The organism is Actinomyces sp. oral taxon 448 str. F0400 (assembly GCF_000220835.1).
Lineage (GTDB): Bacteria > Actinomycetota > Actinomycetes > Actinomycetales > Actinomycetaceae > Actinomyces.
Map to the genome: position 1 here is coordinate 1349839 of NZ_GL985606.1, position 15836 is coordinate 1365674.

A 15836-nucleotide genomic window follows, 5' to 3' on the forward strand; every position below is an offset into this window, starting at 1 on the left:
CTCAGCCGGTCAGACGCCAGGTCCCGGGTGGACCGTCCAGATGCAGATGGAGGTGGGAGACCTCCTCGGCCTCTCCGGGGTCGTGCGTCACCCAGACGGTTACCACGTCCTGGTCGGCGAGGAGCCTGATGAGGTCGCCTCGCAGGGCCGCGGCCAACGGACGGTCTAGAGCCGAGAAGGGCTCGTCGACGAGCAGGAGGCTCGGGGCGGCGGCCAGCGCCCGGGCGATGGCCACGCGCTGACGCATGCCGCCGGACATGCGCCCCGGAGGCAGGTGGCTCGCGTCCGCCAGGCCGACGCGTTCGAGCCACTGCATCGCCGTCAGATTCGGTGCCGGTCCGTCCATGATGAGTGAGATATTGCGGTGCGCGGAGTACCAGGGCAGGAGCCGGGGTTCCTGGAAGACCTGGGCGACGCGGCCCTGCGGGCGGGTGACGGTGCCGGAGTCGGCGGGGGACAGGCCTGAGACGGCGCGCAGGAGCGTCGTCTTGCCCGCGCCCGAGGGGCCCGTGATGGCCAGGGTCCGACCGGGACCGACGGATAGCGATAGATCATCGACGAGCGTGAGTCCGCGGCGCACCATGGTGAGGTGGTCGAGAACCAGGTTGGCGGTCTCGCCCGCCATGTCGCGGGGCGTCATTGGGTAGGCTTGCGTGCCACGATGCCGACGGCGCTGAGCATCCGCCCCTGCAGACGGGAGTTCTGCCTCATGGCCCGCACCCTCTCGCGCGCCCCGGGTGTGCGGCGCACGGCTCGCCAGGAGCGGATGGCGCCGAGGAGCCCCTCGTCCTCGACGATGCGGCGGGGCTCGAGCAGATGCATGGAGACGCTCCCGGTCCACTTGACCATGAGACCCGCGCCGGTCAGCAGCTCCTTCCAGCTGGATTGCGGCAGTGGACGAGCGCCGACCATGATCGTGCGGGAAATGTTCTGGCGGACCGCTTTCAGCTCCTCGGGCGAGCGGTCGTCCCGCAGCGCCGGCTCATGAATGACGTAGCGGTCCCCCGGAGCCGGGACGCGCGCAACCTCGGCGATGATCTCGCGCTTGTGCTCGCTCGACTGGATGGTGAGCATGGCTTCGCCGACGACCAGGTCGGCGCTTGCGTCCGGCAGAGGCGTGGCGGCGGCGTCGGCGACGACGGAGCCGGCCTCCGGGTGCCCCTCGAGGATCGCGGTGACCCGCTCGCGCCCCTCGGGGTCGGGGTCGACCGCCGTGCAGGAGGACGGGTGGAAGGCCGGTGGCAGTTCAGCGGTGCGGCCGACGCCGGGACCGAGCTCGACGACGCGCCCGCCGTGCGCGGGGGCGACGGTCAGCAGTCGGCGGGTCAGGCCGAGGCCTCCGGGGCGCAGGACGCGCTTGCCGAGACGGGCGAGCAACCACTGGCCCTGCATGCGGGAGGCCTCAGGGCCGGTGCGGGCGCCATGGTCGTCGGTTGAGGCGTGCGGTGCGGAAGCGGATAGCAATGGCTCCTCCTCAGACCGTTGATCATCATTGATGATGGGGTGAGGGAACCCTAACTTACTCGCTCGCCCTGGGGCGGGTGCGCTTCCTCACGGTCTCTCACCCTCGTGTGGCACGGATGTCCTCGCATCACGGGGCGCTGGACCTGTGCCGTGAGCGAAAGCGCCCGATCGCGGGCATGAGGCCTGGGGTGACGGCGTTAGCGTTGGCAGCACCGAACATGAGAGGACTGACGTGAGTGAGCTGACTTCGCCGGCGATACCCGCCGTGCCCGTGGCCGAGGGCCAGGGTCCCGGAACAGGTCTCGGCCTGACCGACTCCATCTACAACCGGCTCCTGAAGGAGCGGATCATCTGGCTCGGCTCCGAGGTTCGTGATGAGAACGCCAACGCCATCTGCGCCCAGATGCTGCTCCTCGCGGCCGAGGATCCGGATGAGGACATCTACCTGTACATCAACAGCCCCGGCGGGTCCGTGACCGCCGGCATGGCCATCTACGACACGATGCAGTACGTGCGGCCCGATGTCGTCACCGTGGCCACCGGTCTGGCCGCCTCCATGGGCCAGTTCCTTCTGACCGCCGGTGCCAAAGGCAAGCGGTACATCACCCCGCACGCCCGCGTGCTCATGCACCAGCCCTCCGGCGGCGCGGGCGGCAGCGCGACGGACATCCGCATCAATGCCGACCTCATCATCGCGATGAAGCATGAGCTGGCCGAGATCACAGCCGCCAACACGGGCCACACGCTGGAGGAGATCACCGCGGACTCCGACCGCGACCACTGGTTCAGCGCTTCCGAGGCCCTCGATTACGGCTTCATCGACCACATCGTGACCTCGAGCCGTGAGATCGGCGCTCAGAACGGAGACAACTGACATGACGAACTCCCCCTACTTCGACGCCGCTCGCCGGCTCGGTGCTGCGGACTTCGGTACCGTCGCCTCCGCCGGTCTGCCGACCTCGCGCTACGTGCTGCCCCAGTTCGAGGAGCGCACAGCCTACGGATTCAAGCGCCAGGACCCCTACGCCAAGCTCTTCGAGGATCGCATCGTCTTCATGGGGGTGCAGGTCGATGATGCGTCCGCCGACGACATCATGGCCCAGCTGCTGGTCCTGGAGTCCCAGGATCCGGACGGGCTGATCACGATGTACATCAACAGTCCCGGCGGCTCCTTCACCGCGCTGACGGCCATTTACGACACTATGCAGTACATTAAGCCGCAGGTGCAGACAGTGTGCCTGGGGCAGGCCGCCTCCGCTGCTGCGGTTCTGCTGGCCGCCGGCAGCCCCGGCAAGCGCCTGGCCCTGCCCAACGCCCGGGTCCTCGTCCATCAGCCCGCCATGGAGGGCATGCATGGGCAGGCCTCGGACATCGAGATCGTCGCCGACGAGATCGATCGCATGCGCGCGTGGCTCGAGGACACCCTGGCGGCTCATACCGGTCGTGATCGCGACCTCATCCACGGCGATCTTGAGCGCGACAAGGTCCTGACGGCGACTCAGGCCCTGGAGTACGGCATCGTCGACCAGGTGCTGTCCTCCCGGAAGACTTCTCCCCCGCCGCACTCGGCCTGAGACCTGAGAACGGTCTGGGTTCGACCTGAATTCGGCCGAATCGGGGGACGCGCGCGGCGGAAGCGCGCTAGCCTACGAGTGCAACTCCACCCCATGCCCATCCCGCTTTCGCGCGGACACGCCGAGTACTCCGGCCTCGTCGAGACGCCTTCACCGTAGGCTGGCGTCAGGGTCGGGCCTCGTGCCCGCAGCGACTCGACAAGACGGAGGATCCCCACGTGGCACGCAGCGCCGAAAGTGTCGACCTTCTCAAGTGCTCCTTCTGCGGAAAGAGTCAGAAGCAGGTCAAGAAACTCATCGCCGGCCCGGGCGTCTACATCTGCGACGAGTGCATCGAGCTGTGCAACGAGATCGTCGACGAGGAGCTGGGCGACTCCGGGGCGGGCGTTCCCCTGGAACTGCCTAAACCGCAGGAGATCTTCGATTTTCTCAACCAGTACGTCATCGGTCAGGAGACCGCCAAGCGCGCCATGAGCGTGGCCGTCTACAACCACTACAAACGCGTCCAGGTGCGCGAACGGGCTGTCGCCGAGGGCGATGGCCTGGAGCTTGGAAAGTCGAACATCCTCCTGCTAGGCCCCACGGGCACCGGTAAGACTCATCTGGCGCGCACCCTGGCCCGCCTGCTCGACGTGCCCTTCGCCATCGTGGACGCGACCGCTCTGACGGAGGCCGGTTACGTTGGTGAGGACGTCGAGAACATCCTCCTCAAGCTCATCCAGGCGGCTGATGGTGACGTCAAGCGCGCAGAGAAGGGCATCATCTACATCGACGAGATCGACAAGATCGGGCGCAAGGCCGAGAATCCGTCGATTACGCGCGACGTCTCCGGCGAGGGGGTTCAGCAGGCCCTGCTCAAGATCATCGAGGGCACCACAGCCTCAGTACCTCCGGGCGGGGGGCGTAAGCACCCTCACCAGGAGTTCCTCGAGATCGACACCACCAATATCCTGTTCATCGCGGCCGGAGCCTTCGCCGGGATTGAGGAGATCGTCCGCCAGCGCCAGCGTAAGGAGGTCGGCGCTCAGCTCGTCGGCTTCGGCGCCACGTTGACCAGGGACGCCGGCCGGGACGTGTTCGCCTCGCCGGTGCGTCCTGAGGACCTCCACAAGTTCGGCCTCATCCCTGAGTTCATCGGGCGCCTTCCCGTCATCGCCACCGTCCAGGACCTGGGCGTTCCCGAGCTCGTTCGTGTAATGACCGAGCCCAAGAACGCGCTCGTCTCCCAGTACGAGTACCTCTTCAGCCTCGACGGCGTTGAGCTCGTCTTCACTGATGAGGCCATTAAGGCTATCGCCTCTCTGGCCCTGGAGCGCAAGACCGGGGCGCGCGGGCTGACCAGCATCGCTGAGGAGGTTCTGGGCGACGCCATGTTCGAGGTGCCCTCCATGCCGGAGATCGGCCGGGTCGTCGTCGACGCCGATGCCGTGCGCGGGACCGGCCGACCCCGCTACGAGGCCGGGTCGGGGACGCTGGCCGCCGCCTACAAGGGGGAGCGGAGCCGGACCGCATGAGCTCCGTCCCGCCCGCCGGTGCCGCCGACGGAGGCGGTGCCGCCGGCGGCTCAACCTCGCCGAGGCCGGAGGCTGTTGAACAAGGCCGGCCGGGCGTTCCACCCCGGCTGGCCGCCTACCGCGTTACGATCGACAACCTGGATGCCGCGCTCGTCCACCTTCTTGCCGAGCGTTTCCGGTGCACCCAGCAGGTGGGTGTGCTCAAGGCCGAGCTTGATCTGCCGCCGTCGGATCCGGCCCGCGAAGAACGTCAGGTGGCGCGCTTACGCTCTCTGGCCGCCGACTCCGGGCTCGATCCGATCTTCGCAGAGTCGTTCTTCTCCTTCATCGTCGACGAGGTCATCCGCCATCACGAGGCCATCCGCGACGAGTTGACCGATCGCTGACCGAGCCCTGTCAGTAGTTACTGACGCCGGGTTCGGGCCGCCGGCCGGCTGGACATCAAGAGATCGCGCGAGTGTAGAGGGCGTCGATCTGGTCGGCGAAGCGGTCCAGAGCCTGAGCCCGTCGGACCTTGAGCGAGGGCGTGAGCAGACCGTTGGCGACCGTGAAATCGCCGGGCAGCACCGTGAAGGTGCGGATCGACTCGGCCCGCGAGACCGCTCGGTTCGCTCGACTGACTGCCCGTTCCAGCGCGGAGCGTACCCGCGGGTCCCGAGCGGCCTCGACCGGGTCCATGTCCTCCAGCCCATGGCCGGCGAGCCAGCCCGAGAGCATCTCCGCGTCCAGGGTGATCAGAGCGCCGACGCAGGGGCGCGCGTCCCCCACCACCAGGACCTGGCTGACCAGGGGGTGGCTGCGCAGACGGTCCTCGAGAGCGGCGGGGGCGACGTTCTTGCCGCCCGCTGTCACGATGATCTCCTTCTTGCGGCCTGTGATCCGCAGGAAGCCCTCGGCGGTGAAGGAGCCGAGGTCGCCGGTTCGTAGCCAGCCGTCCGGCGTGAAGGCCTCGGCGGTGGCCTCGGGGTTGTTGCGGTAGCGGCCGAGAACGCCGATTCCCTTGAGGAGGATCTCCCCGTCGTCGTCCAGGCGCACCGCAGTGCCCGGCAAAGGCTGCCCGACGGTGCCGATGAGTGTGGCGGCCGGCCGATTGACCGTGCAGGGAGCGGATGTCTCAGTCAGTCCATAGCCCTCCAGTACCGTCACCCCGGCGCCCCGGTAGAAGTGGCCCAGGCGCTCGCCCAGCGGACCGCCGCCGGAGATGACGTGGGTGACCCGGCCCCCCAACAGGTCCCGCAGGGCGGAGAAGACCAGACGGTCGAAGATGGCCCGTTCGGCTCGCAGCGTCCGGCGCGGCCCGCCCGGGGCGTCCAGGGCGCGCGAGTAGGCGATCGCTGTTTCGGCGGCCATGCGGAAGATCTTCTGCTTCGGACCGGTCGACCGGGCGTCGGCGGCGTTGTAGATCTTCTCGAAGATGCGTGGAACCGCCGTGACGAAGGTGGGCCGAAAGGTGGACAGATCGGTCACCAGATTCTTCACGTCCGGGGTGTGCCCGAGCACCCCGCGCGGGGAACAGACGACCAGCAGTTCGATGAAGCGGCCCAGGACGTGCGCCAGTGGCAGGAAGAGCAGAGTGCGCACCTGCTCGGCCTGGAGGAATTCCGGCAAATGGGCGCAGGCGTTGACGGCCAGGTGGATGAGGTTGCCGTGGGTGAGCTCGGCGCCCTTGGGACGCCCGGTCGTTCCCGAGGTGTAGACGATGGTGGCCGGATCGGCGCTGGTCAGGCGGGCGGTCCGGCGATCGAGGTCGGCTGCGTCGATGTCCTTGCCGTCCATGACGAGGTCGGTCAGTGCCCCTCTGGCGATGGATAGCACGTGGAGGTCCGCCAGCTCGGGCGCTGTACCCGTCAACGAGGTCAGCATCGTCTCCATGGTCGCGTCCTCGACGACGACCAGACGCACGCCGGCGTCCGTGAGGATCCAGCGGGCCTGCTCCGCCGAGGAGGTTTCGTAGACGGGGACGACGACGAGCCCCGCCTCCCAGGCCGCGAAGTCCAGCAGCGTCCACTCGTAGGAGGTGCGGGCCATGATGCCGACGGCGTCACCGGGCATCAGACCACGCGCCACGAGACCGGCAGCGACCTCTCGGACCTGGGTGCGGAAGGCGGTCGCGCTCATGTCCCGCCAGGAGCGACCCAGAGACGCCTTGCGCGCGATGAGGGCGCCATCCGGGTTGCGGCGCGCCCGCTCGGCCAGCGCCCACGGGCCGGTCATGCCCGCGCGGGTGGGAACGAGCAGCGGGGCGGAGAATTCGTGGGCCGGTGCGGAGTCCGGGGACGTTGGACGTCCGGGGGAGATCGGCGCGGTGCTCACTCCTGCGGTCCCTTCCTCGTCGAGGCGTAGATGTCGGCGATCGTCCCGGCGTACTCCTTCATGACCTGGTTGCGTTTGACTTTCAGTGACGGGGTGAGCAGGCCGTTGGCCTGGGTGAAGTCGTTGGTGAGCACTCGGAAGGCGCGGATCGACTCGGCGCGGGAGACTGCGCGGTTGGTGCGCGCCACCGCCCGATCGAGAGCGGCCAGTACCTGCGGGTTGGTCGACGCCTCGACGACGCTCATCTCCGGCAGACCGTGGTTGTGCAGCCAGCCCGGCAGCATCTCCGCGTCCAGAGTGACTAGAGCGGAGATGAAGGGTTCTCCGTCGCCGATGACGAGGACCTGGCTGACCAGGGGGTGGCCGCGCAGGCGGTCCTCGAGGACGGCGGGGGCGACGTTCTTGCCGCCCGCCGTCACGATGAGCTCCTTCTTGCGACCGTTGATGGTGATCCAGCCGTCGGAGTCGATCGAGCCCATATCGCCGGTGCGGAACCAGCCGTCCGACGTGAAGGCCTCGGCCGTGGCCTCGGGGTTGTTGTGGTAGCGGGGGAAGACTCCCAGGCCGGTGACCTCCAGTTCGCCGTCGGCTCCCATGCGCACACTGTTGCCGCATACGGGCGGACCCACCGTGCCGATCTTGTTGAGGGTGTCCAGATTGACGCTGGTCGGGCCGATGGTCTCGGTCAAGCCGTATCCTTCCAGGATGATGATCCCCACGCCCCGGTAGAAGTGGCCCAGACGCGGCCCCAGGGGGCCGCCCCCGGAGATCGCGTAGCGGGCGTTGGGGCCCAGCAGGGCCCGGATGGTGCGGTAGACGAGACGGTCGGCCAGGGCGTGGGCGGCCACCAGCCTGGGGGAGGGACCCTCGGAGGTGTCCAGGGCCCGGGAGTACTCGATGGCGACCTTGGCGGCCCAGCGGAAGGTCTTGAGCTTCACGCCGCTGCCTGCCTTGGCATCGGCGGCGTTGTAGATCTTCTCCAGGACGCGGGGAACCGCCAGGATGTAGGTGGGGGCGAAGGCAGCCAGGTCGGGCAGAAGCGTAGCGACGTCCGGGGTGTGTCCGAGCACGCCGTTGCCCGCCAGCGCCAGGATTTGGAGGAACCGCGCATAGGAGTGCGCCAGGGGCAAGAAGAGCAGAAGGCGGGTGCTGGGGGCCAGAAGTAGATCGGGCAGCCACCGCACGCCGTTCCAGCCCAGGCCCGCGGCCATCCGGTGGGTGATCTCCACGCCCTTGGGTCTGCCGGTCGTGCCGGAGGTGTAGACGATGGAGTACACGTCCTCGCCTCTGAGCGCATCGGTGCGTTCGTCGAGGACGGTGCGGGGCACCGTCCTCCCCGCCGCCGAGATGGTCGTAATGGCGTCCCGATCCAGGGAGAGCACCCGGACCTCGGGGACGTCGGAGGAATTGGAGGCGGCCCGGGCCTCCGCGGCGCCTCGCACCAGCTCGGCTAGCGCGGCCGATTCGGTGATCACGAGCCGCACGTCCGCGTCGGTGAGGATCCACTGCACCTGGGAGGCGGAGTCGGTCTCGTAGATCGGCACGGAGATCAGTCCCGCCCGGGCGATGGCCATGTCGAGCAGCGTCCACTCATAGGAGGTGTGGGCCATGATGCTCACGCACTGCCCCGGCTCCAGACCCATCCCCACCAGGCCGGAGGCGACACGGGCGACGTCCTCGCCGAAGCTGCGCGCCGTTACCGTGGACCAGGAGTGCCCCAGCCCGGTCTTGCGCTCGATGATCGTCGAGCCCGGGGCGCGGGCGATCCGGTCGGCCAGCAGCCATGGGATCGTCCAGGTGGGTTCGGGCTCCTTGGCGAGCGGGCTGGCCGAGACGCCGTCGACGACGGAAGGGGAACCTGCTACCGGTGCGGTCGCTTGCGGCATGGGGGAGGAGGTTCGTGGAGTCACCGGGTCATTCTGACAGGCGACACCATATGCGAGGGCGGACACGATGGAGAGAACCATCGCACGCAGCGACCTCCGTCCGCCCGTGGATCCGGCTGCATATGACGATTCGTCATATTAATGATGGATATCACGTTATCGAAAGGCGCTTGGAAGGCCGCTCCCGTCAGCCGTCCCCGCGCGCCGTCGTGTCGGGGCGCGCGGGTCAGGAGCGCTTCGTGCTCCTGGACCTGGCGGGGGCCTCGCCGAGCTCGACGGTCGTGACCGACACCGGGGAGACGGAGGAATCGGCACTGGCAGGGGTGCGGGCCACTTCGAAGGGGCCTGTGACCTTGGCCGCCTCGATCAGATCGGTGCGGACCGACTCGATGGCGTCGGCCACCGCGGGCTCCGCGGTGACTGCGACCGACAGGATCGGGGTCCGCTGGCTCGTCTTGGCCTCCGACTTGACCTTGCGCAGGGCCGCCAGCGCGAGGCCCGCGCGGGTGACGAGGCCCGCGTTGGCTCCGCCCGCAGCCGCCCGCAGTCCCGCTGCCTGAGGCCAGGCGGAGCGGTGCACGCTGCCGGTGCGGTACCAGGACCACACCTCCTCGGTGACGAAGGGCAGGAAGGGGGCGAACAGCCGCACGAACGTGTCCACGGCGATCGCCAGCGCCGTACGGGCGGAGTGGACGGCGGTCGCATCATGGGAGCCGGAGAAGTCGTTGGCGCGGTCCTTGACCAGTTCGATGTAGTCGTCGCAGAAGGTCCAGAACAGCGATTCCGCGACTTCCAGGGCGCGGGCGTGCTCGAAGTCCTCGAAGGCGGCGGTCGCGGCGTCGACGACGTCGGCCAGTGCGGCCAGAACGGCCCGGTCGATGGGCTCGGTGACCCCGCCCGCCTCCAGGCTCGGAGCGGGCTGAGCCGCCAGCACCGCTTCATCGGCGTCCCACGGCACGCCCATGGACAGGGCGAACTTGGAGGCGTTGAGGATCTTGATGGCCAGACGGCGCCCGACCTTGAGCTGAGCCTCCTCGAAGGCCGCATCCAGGCCCAGGCGGGCGCGGGCCGCCCAATAGCGCACCGCGTCCGAGCCGTACCGGTCCAGCAGGCCCATGGGGGTGACGACGTTGCCCTTGGACTTGCTCATCTTCTTGTGCTCGGAATCCAGGATCCAGCCCGACAGCCCCGCGTGCTTCCACGGCAGGGCGCCGAACTCCAGGTCCGCGCGCACCACGGAGGAGAAGAGCCATGTACGGATGATGTCCTGCCCCTGGGGGCGCAGGTCCATGGGGTAGACGCGGGAGAAGAGGTCTTCATCGGTCAGCCAGCCGCAGGCCAGCTGGGGGGTCAGGGAAGAGGTGGCCCATGTGTCCATGATGTCCATCTCGCCGATGAAGCCGCCGGGCGCGCCCCTCTGCTCCTCGGTGTAACCGGCGGGCGCATCGCTCGAGGGGTCGACGGGCAGGATCGACTCGTCGGGGGTGAGGACGGTCCCGTAGTCGACCTCGCCGTCAGCGCCGACCTTGTACCATAGGGGGAAGGGCACGCCGAAGAAGCGCTGGCGGGAGACGAGCCAGTCGTTGCTCAGGCCGGCGACCCAGTTCTCGTAGCGCACGCGCATGAAGTCGGGGTGGAAGTCGAGCTCTCGACCGCGCTCGATCAGCTCGGTGTTCAGGTCCTCCCCGCTGGTGGGGTTGATCCACGGCCTGCCCCCGTTGCGGATGTACCACTGGCGGGAGGTGACGATCTCCAGGGGCTTGTCCCCGCGTTCGTAGAAGTTGGTCTGGCGCACCGTCTTGACCGGCTCGCCGCGCATCTCACCGCCGACCGTGAGCGCTTCGACGAGGATCGCGCGAGCGGTGAAGGCGGTCTTGCCGGCCATGGCGGCGTAGACCTCGCGACCGCGGGCGTCGGTGATCCATGCCGGTGTCTGCATCTCCAGGCGGCCGTCCTTGCGCAGGATGGCGCGCAGCGGCAGGTCGAGATCGCGCCACCAGTCGATGTCGGTGGTGTCCCCGAAGGTGCAGCACATGGCGATGCCGGCGCCCTTGTCCATCTCCGCCTCGGGGTGGGGCAGGACGGGGACTTCGACGCCGAAGACGGGGGAGGCGACCATCGTGCCGAACAGCGGCTTGAATCGCTCGTCGTCGGGATGGGCGACCAGGGCGACGCACGCGGGCAGGAGCTCGGGGCGGGTCGTCTCGACGCAGACGTCCCTGGTGCCGGTCGGGCCCTCCTCGACGGGGGCGCCGGCTGCGGCGGCCTGCGAGGCAGCGGCGGGGTCGACGAGGTGAAAGGCGAGACGGTGGTAGAAGCCGGGGTAGTCGCGCGACTCCAGCTCGGCCTGGGCCACCGCGGTGCCGAAGGTCACGTCCCACAGGCCCGGCGCAGCCGCCTGGTAGGCCTCGCCGCGCGCCAGGTTGCGCAGGAAGGCTGCTTGGGCGACTTTGCGGGCCCGCGTTCCGATGGTCTGGTAGTGCTGCGTCCAGTCCACACTCAGGCCCAGGCGGCGCCACAGGGCTTCGAACTGCGCCTCGTCCTCGACCGTCAGGCGTTCGCACAGCTCGACGAAGTTGCGTCGCGAGATCGGGATTTGATCGGCGGCTTTGACCGACGCGCCCTCGTCGCCCGAGCGCGGCGGGGTGAAGTCGGGGTCGTAGGGCAGGGCCGGGTCGCAGCGCACGCCGAAGTAGTTCTGCACGCGGCGCTCGGTGGGCAGGCCGTTGTCGTCCCAGCCCATGGGGTAGAAGACGGCTTTGCCCCGCATGCGCTGGAAACGGGCGATGGTGTCGGTGTGCGTGTAGGAGAAGACGTGGCCCACATGCAGGGAGCCGGAGACCGTGGGAGGCGGGGTGTCGATGGAGAAGACCTCGTGGCGCTGCGCGGACCGGTCGAAGGCGTAGGTGCCCTCGTCCTCCCAGCGCCGCCCCCATGCGCTCTCCAGGCCCTCGGTGCTCACTCTGGCGGGGACTCGAGGCCCGTGGAGCTCGGAGGGGAGGAGGCGAGGAGAGTGATCGGTTCCAGACATGGCGCCGATTCTGTCATGGGCCGACGGTGCGGCCCGAGGAGGGGCCGCCGCGCCTGGCTGTGAGGTGGGCTACGGGCGACGCCGCCTACGAACGATGCTCCTCGTCCCGCGGAGTGGATCGAGGCTGGCGCGGCTGAGGTTGTGATCGCGCGGAGAGGCGTTGGATCGTCGAGGGTCGGGCGGCGGTCAGGATGCCGCGGGTCCGGGTTCTCAACGTGCTCGGCAGGACGCCGACGAGGTCGGCCACCGTTCGTTCGGCGAGCCGCGCCCGCCAGGCGGCGTCGGCCTCGTCCATGAGGGCGTGGACCACGCATGTGCGCCGGCACTCCTCCGGCGTGGCCGCGCCCGTGCCGTGACATCGAATCTCCTCGCACACGAAGGCGGGCCCCGAGCCCTCAATGGCCTCGAAGACCGATAGCGCCGAGATCTTCTCGGGCGGGGCGGCCAGCCTGTAGCCGCCCCGCGGCCCGGTCACCGCCAGGAGGATGCTCGCGGAGACCAGCCGTTTGAGGTACTTCGCCAGGTAGGGGTCGGGAAGGTCGTAGAAGTCCGCGATGGTCCGCCGGGAGGTCCATGAGCCGGCAGGCGCCTGGGCCAGCAGCATGACTGTGTGCAGGGCCCACTCGACCCCCCTCGAGACGCGCATGCGGTGAGTATTGCACAGTCTTCCTCATATAGATATTGTAGACACATGATGTCGATAAAATATCGTGACGGAGTCCTGCTGGCGACCGTTCTCGTCGCCGCCTTCATGGGACAATTCGACTTCTTCGTCGTCAATGTGGCAGCGCCGTCCATCCAGGAGGCTCTCGGCGCCAGTGACGCCCAGCTCGAGATGGTCGTGGGCGGGTACGCCTTCGCCTACGCCTCCGCTCTGGTCACCGGTGGACGTCTGGGGGATCTGTACGGCCAGCGGCGGGTCTATCTGTGCGGGCTGACGCTGTTCGGCCTGACCTCCCTGCTGTGCGGCGCCGCCGGGTCGGCGGGCCTGCTCGTCGTGGCCCGCGTGGCCCAGGGCTTCGCCGCGGCGGTAATGATCCCCCAGGTCCTCGCCTGCGTGAACGTGTTCCTGCCTGCCTCCCGCCGCGGCTGGGCGATGGCGTGGTACGGGGTCGCCACTGGTGTCGGGGCCATCGCGGGACAGGTCCTGGGCGGCTGGCTCGTCCACATCGACCTGGCCGGCCTGGGCTGGAGGACAGTCTTCCTTGTCAACGTCCCCGTCGTGGCGGCGACCGCGGTAGCGGCCCTGCGCGTCCTTCCGGGGTTCAGACGTGAGCACGCCCCCGCCCTCGATGTCCCCGCCCAGGGAGGGCTCGCCATCGGAATGGCGCTCATCCTCATCCCCTTCGTCCTGGGACGTCAGAACGACTGGCCGCTGTGGATGTGGGGCGGGCCCATCCTGGGCGGCGCCGTCGTGTGGGCGGTGATGCGGGCGGAGGATCGTCTGGAGGGCCGGGGAGGCGATCCCCTCCTGGAGCGGTCGGTCCTGACCGAGCCGTCACTCGTGCGCGGCACCGTGTCGTCGGTGCTCTTCATGGCCTACTTCGCCGCCTTCATGTTCCGCTTGACCATACTGCTGCAGCGGGGCGAGGGACTCGACCCCCTGCACGCGGGCCTCGTCTTCGCTCCGTCGGGGGCCACCTTCGCGCTCAGCTCCCTGCTCCTGCGCTCCTGGGTGGCGCGGGACAGGCCTCGAGCGGTTCGCGCCGGCACCGCGACGACGGTATGCGGGCTCGCGGTGGCGATTGTCGGCCTGCTCACGCCCGGCGCGCCGATCCTCGCCTGCGTCGTCGTCGCGGTGTGCCTGACGGGCCTGGGCAACGGTCTCGTCCTGCCCACTCTGATCGGGGTGGCCCTGTCCGACGTCCCGACGCCGAAGGCGGGCGTCGCCAGCGGCATCGTGACGACGGCCCAGCAGTTCGCGGCCTCGGCGGGGGTCGCCCTCCTGGGGACCCTCTACTACTCGTTGGCGGCCCAGCACGGGCACCGCATCGCCATGGCGCTCACCCTCATCGTCGACGTTCTCCTGCTGCTGGCGGTCATGGCGGTCGCCGGTAGGCGCCGTCGGGGCTGAGAACGCTATCGCGGCCCAACGCGAGCCCCGCGATGGGGCGGGATCGATAGGACGAGAGCCACGTTCGCGGCTGCGAGGAGGAGGTGAAACGTCTTCACAATGACGTTATCGTTCTGTTGTAAGCAACCCGCTGATCAGCGCAGCGATCCATCCCCATTCCCGGTTTCCCGAACGACTGAGAGGAGAACCCGTGGACGAGTGCCCTCAGGCGGCTTCGTCCGGGACATCCCCCGCCCCCCTCCCGGAGTCCGCCCCCGCCTCCTCCCCGGCGACCTCGGTGTCCGCAGATACTCCAGAGCTGGAGGCGCAGCGTCGCCTGCGCGAGGACACCGGCGCCATCGAACCCATCGACGAGCCCGTCATCGGGCCGGCCGAGTCGGACGCCGCCGACGATCGCTTCCGGGGGATGCCGGCTGCCGCGCCGGCCGCGCGAGTCGGACGTCCGTCCTCGCCGTTCCGCGTGCGGATCGCCGCCGCGGCAGTCGTTGGTCTCGCGGCCGTGGTCGCCGTTGCTGTCGCCGTGCCCGGTTCCGGCAGCCGGGAGGGCGGCGGCCCGGACGCTGTCTCCCCGACGACCGGCAGTACCGCCGAGGCCGGGCGCCCGTCGCCGACGCCGCACCCCACCGGCACCGGCGGGACGACCAGCCCCAGCGCCTCGAGCGTCGCCGCCGATGACGACCAGGACGGTCCCATCCCCTCCGCGCCGGCGTCCGCCGCCTCCCCGCCCGCCGTTCCCGACGAGGTCTTCGACGGTGCCGGGACGACCGGCCCCTCCGGCTCCCCCGCCGACGAGACCGACGAGGCTCCTGTGCGCGGCCGGACCGGCGGCGGTCGGGGGACCGCCGGCGCGGACACCGACGGCGGGGCGGCCTACGGTGCGGCCAACTGGCAATCCGGTACGACGGACGAGCAGTCCGGCGGGTCGTCCGAGGAGGGCTCCAGCTCCCCGAGGCAACCGGCCTCCCCGTCGACAGCGTACCTCGAGAAGCCGCCCACGCCGACGCAGGAGGCGAGCGAACCCCCATCCGAGGGCTCGGAGTAATTCCCTCAGTGATCCCCGGCCGGGCGCGCCCGCCCCGCCCGTCGTCTCCGGGACCGTGCGGGGATCTGCGGTCTCAGGCTCCGAGTTCGCGATCGCGTGCGACCGTCGCCTCGAAGGCGTCGATGACGGCGCTGGAGAAGCCGGACCGCTCCATGGCCACCACACCGGCTACCGTCGTCCCGCCCGGGGAGCACACGGCGTCGATCAGGTCGGCGGGTGTGCGGCCCGCCGCGCCGTCGGCCCGCCGGGTCTCCTCGACCTGGACGATGCGCGCCGAGCCGAGGACCGCCTGGGTGACGATCTCGACGGCCTGAGCCTTCGGGATCCCGTCCATGACACCGGCGCGTGCCAGGGCTTCGATGAAGGTGAGCACGAAGGCGGGGGAGGAGCCGGCCAGGCCGACGAAGGCGGAGAAGTTCTTCTCCGCCATGGTCACGGTGCGTCCGACTGCGCTCATCAGGCGGCGCACGTCCTCCAGATCCTCCCGTGTGGCGCTCCTGCCCGCGGCCAGCGCCGTCATCGACTCGCCGGCCGCGGCGGCCATATTCGGCATGGCGCGCACCACCCGGGTTCCGCTCGGTAGCAGGGACTCGATTCGTTCAAGAGTCACACCGGCGGCGATCGAGACGACCAGGGGACGATGGGCGGCGACGGCATCATGGATCTGGACGAGGACGTCCGGCACCACATGGGGCTTGACCGCCAGGACGACCGCATCGCACTGCCTGGCCAGGGCGGCGGAGTTCTCCAGGTGCACCGCTCCGGTCCGCTCCGCCAGGCGCCGGGCCGAGTCGTGAGCGCTGGTGATCGCCAGGTCCTGCGCCCGGACCCCGGATGCGACCGCCCCCCGGATGATCGCATCCGCCATGCTGCCCGCGCCGATGAAGCCGTAGGTCCTCATCCCCCCAGCCTAGTGCGCTGAGCCGCGGGAGTCCGGA

Annotated in this window: 13 protein-coding genes; 6 read left to right on the forward strand and 7 right to left on the reverse strand. The window is 69.4% G+C overall.

What is annotated here, in order from left to right:
• Position 1: 1 nt before the first annotated feature.
• Positions 2–640 carry an ATP-binding cassette domain-containing protein gene (locus tag HMPREF9062_RS05785; RefSeq protein WP_009749134.1) on the reverse strand — a complete coding sequence of 213 codons (639 nt, stop codon included), beginning with the start codon at positions 638–640 and terminating at the stop codon, positions 2–4.
• Positions 637–1464, reverse strand: a complete 828-nt coding sequence (locus HMPREF9062_RS05790; RefSeq protein WP_253270670.1) for a class I SAM-dependent methyltransferase — start codon at positions 1462–1464, stop codon at positions 637–639. Before HMPREF9062_RS05790 ends, HMPREF9062_RS05785 begins: the two co-directional genes overlap by 4 nt.
• Before the next feature lie 232 nt (positions 1465–1696).
• On the opposite strand from HMPREF9062_RS05790, the gene HMPREF9062_RS05795 reads away from it, so the two are divergent.
• From HMPREF9062_RS05795 to HMPREF9062_RS05810, 4 genes are all read left to right on the forward strand, one after another.
• Positions 1697–2338, forward strand: a complete 642-nt coding sequence (locus HMPREF9062_RS05795) for an ATP-dependent Clp protease proteolytic subunit (RefSeq protein ID WP_009749136.1) — start codon at positions 1697–1699, stop codon at positions 2336–2338.
• Position 2339: 1 nt separating this feature from the next.
• Positions 2340–3038, forward strand: coding sequence for an ATP-dependent Clp protease proteolytic subunit (locus tag HMPREF9062_RS05800; protein ID WP_009749137.1), 699 nt, complete (start codon positions 2340–2342; stop codon positions 3036–3038).
• A 218-nt stretch (positions 3039–3256) separates the two neighbouring features.
• On the forward strand, positions 3257–4552 hold the full coding sequence (gene clpX, locus HMPREF9062_RS05805) for an ATP-dependent Clp protease ATP-binding subunit ClpX (RefSeq protein ID WP_009749138.1): 1296 nt from the start codon (positions 3257–3259) through the stop codon (positions 4550–4552).
• Positions 4549–4938 carry a chorismate mutase gene (locus HMPREF9062_RS05810; RefSeq protein ID WP_009749139.1) on the forward strand — a complete coding sequence of 130 codons (390 nt, stop codon included), beginning with the start codon at positions 4549–4551 and terminating at the stop codon, positions 4936–4938. The genes clpX and HMPREF9062_RS05810 overlap by 4 nt, the downstream gene beginning before the upstream one ends.
• A gap of 55 nt (positions 4939–4993) precedes the next feature.
• Here HMPREF9062_RS05810 and HMPREF9062_RS05815 read toward each other — a convergent pair whose 3' ends face one another.
• From HMPREF9062_RS05815 to HMPREF9062_RS05830, 4 genes are all read right to left on the reverse strand, one after another.
• Entirely contained in the window at positions 4994–6865 is a 1872-nt protein-coding gene (locus HMPREF9062_RS05815; RefSeq protein WP_009749140.1) for an AMP-dependent synthetase/ligase, read from the reverse strand.
• Positions 6862–8751, reverse strand: coding sequence for an AMP-dependent synthetase/ligase (locus HMPREF9062_RS05820; protein WP_034254775.1), 1890 nt, complete (start codon positions 8749–8751; stop codon positions 6862–6864). Before HMPREF9062_RS05820 ends, HMPREF9062_RS05815 begins: the two co-directional genes overlap by 4 nt.
• A 226-nt stretch (positions 8752–8977) precedes the next feature.
• Entirely contained in the window at positions 8978–11782 is a 2805-nt protein-coding gene (gene valS, locus HMPREF9062_RS05825) for a valine--tRNA ligase (protein ID WP_034253827.1), read from the reverse strand.
• Between the two features lie 85 nt (positions 11783–11867).
• Positions 11868–12428 carry an RrF2 family transcriptional regulator gene (locus HMPREF9062_RS05830; protein WP_009749143.1) on the reverse strand — a complete coding sequence of 187 codons (561 nt, stop codon included), beginning with the start codon at positions 12426–12428 and terminating at the stop codon, positions 11868–11870.
• 45 nt (positions 12429–12473) lie between these two features.
• On the opposite strand from HMPREF9062_RS05830, the gene HMPREF9062_RS05835 reads away from it, so the two are divergent.
• Both HMPREF9062_RS05835 and HMPREF9062_RS13775 read left to right on the forward strand, forming a co-directional pair.
• Entirely contained in the window at positions 12474–13856 is a 1383-nt protein-coding gene (locus HMPREF9062_RS05835) for an MFS transporter (RefSeq protein WP_009749144.1), read from the forward strand.
• Positions 13857–14046: 190 nt separating this feature from the next.
• Complete coding sequence (locus HMPREF9062_RS13775; protein ID WP_034253830.1) at positions 14047–14898, forward strand: hypothetical protein; 852 nt, start codon at positions 14047–14049, stop codon at positions 14896–14898.
• A gap of 73 nt (positions 14899–14971) precedes the next feature.
• Here HMPREF9062_RS13775 and proC read toward each other — a convergent pair whose 3' ends face one another.
• The gene (gene proC / locus HMPREF9062_RS05845; RefSeq protein WP_009749145.1) at positions 14972–15799 is read right to left on the reverse strand and encodes a pyrroline-5-carboxylate reductase; all 828 of its coding nucleotides are present in this window, start codon (positions 15797–15799) and stop codon (positions 14972–14974) included.
• Positions 15800–15836: the final 37 nt, after the last annotated feature.

Coding starts and splice junctions, on each gene's coding strand:
- HMPREF9062_RS05785 (WP_009749134.1), bottom strand. CDS start 640: ATGACGCCCCGCGACATGGCGGGCGAGACCGCCAACCTGGTTCTCGAC.
- HMPREF9062_RS05800 (WP_009749137.1), top strand. CDS start 2,340: ATGACGAACTCCCCCTACTTCGACGCCGCTCGCCGGCTCGGTGCTGCG.
- HMPREF9062_RS05810 (WP_009749139.1), top strand. CDS start 4,549: ATGAGCTCCGTCCCGCCCGCCGGTGCCGCCGACGGAGGCGGTGCCGCC.
- HMPREF9062_RS05820 (WP_034254775.1), bottom strand. CDS start 8,751: ATGCCGCAAGCGACCGCACCGGTAGCAGGTTCCCCTTCCGTCGTCGAC.
- valS (WP_034253827.1), bottom strand. CDS start 11,782: ATGTCTGGAACCGATCACTCTCCTCGCCTCCTCCCCTCCGAGCTCCAC.
- HMPREF9062_RS05830 (WP_009749143.1), bottom strand. CDS start 12,428: ATGCGCGTCTCGAGGGGGGTCGAGTGGGCCCTGCACACAGTCATGCTG.
- HMPREF9062_RS05835 (WP_009749144.1), top strand. CDS start 12,474: ATGATGTCGATAAAATATCGTGACGGAGTCCTGCTGGCGACCGTTCTC.
- proC (WP_009749145.1), bottom strand. CDS start 15,799: ATGAGGACCTACGGCTTCATCGGCGCGGGCAGCATGGCGGATGCGATC.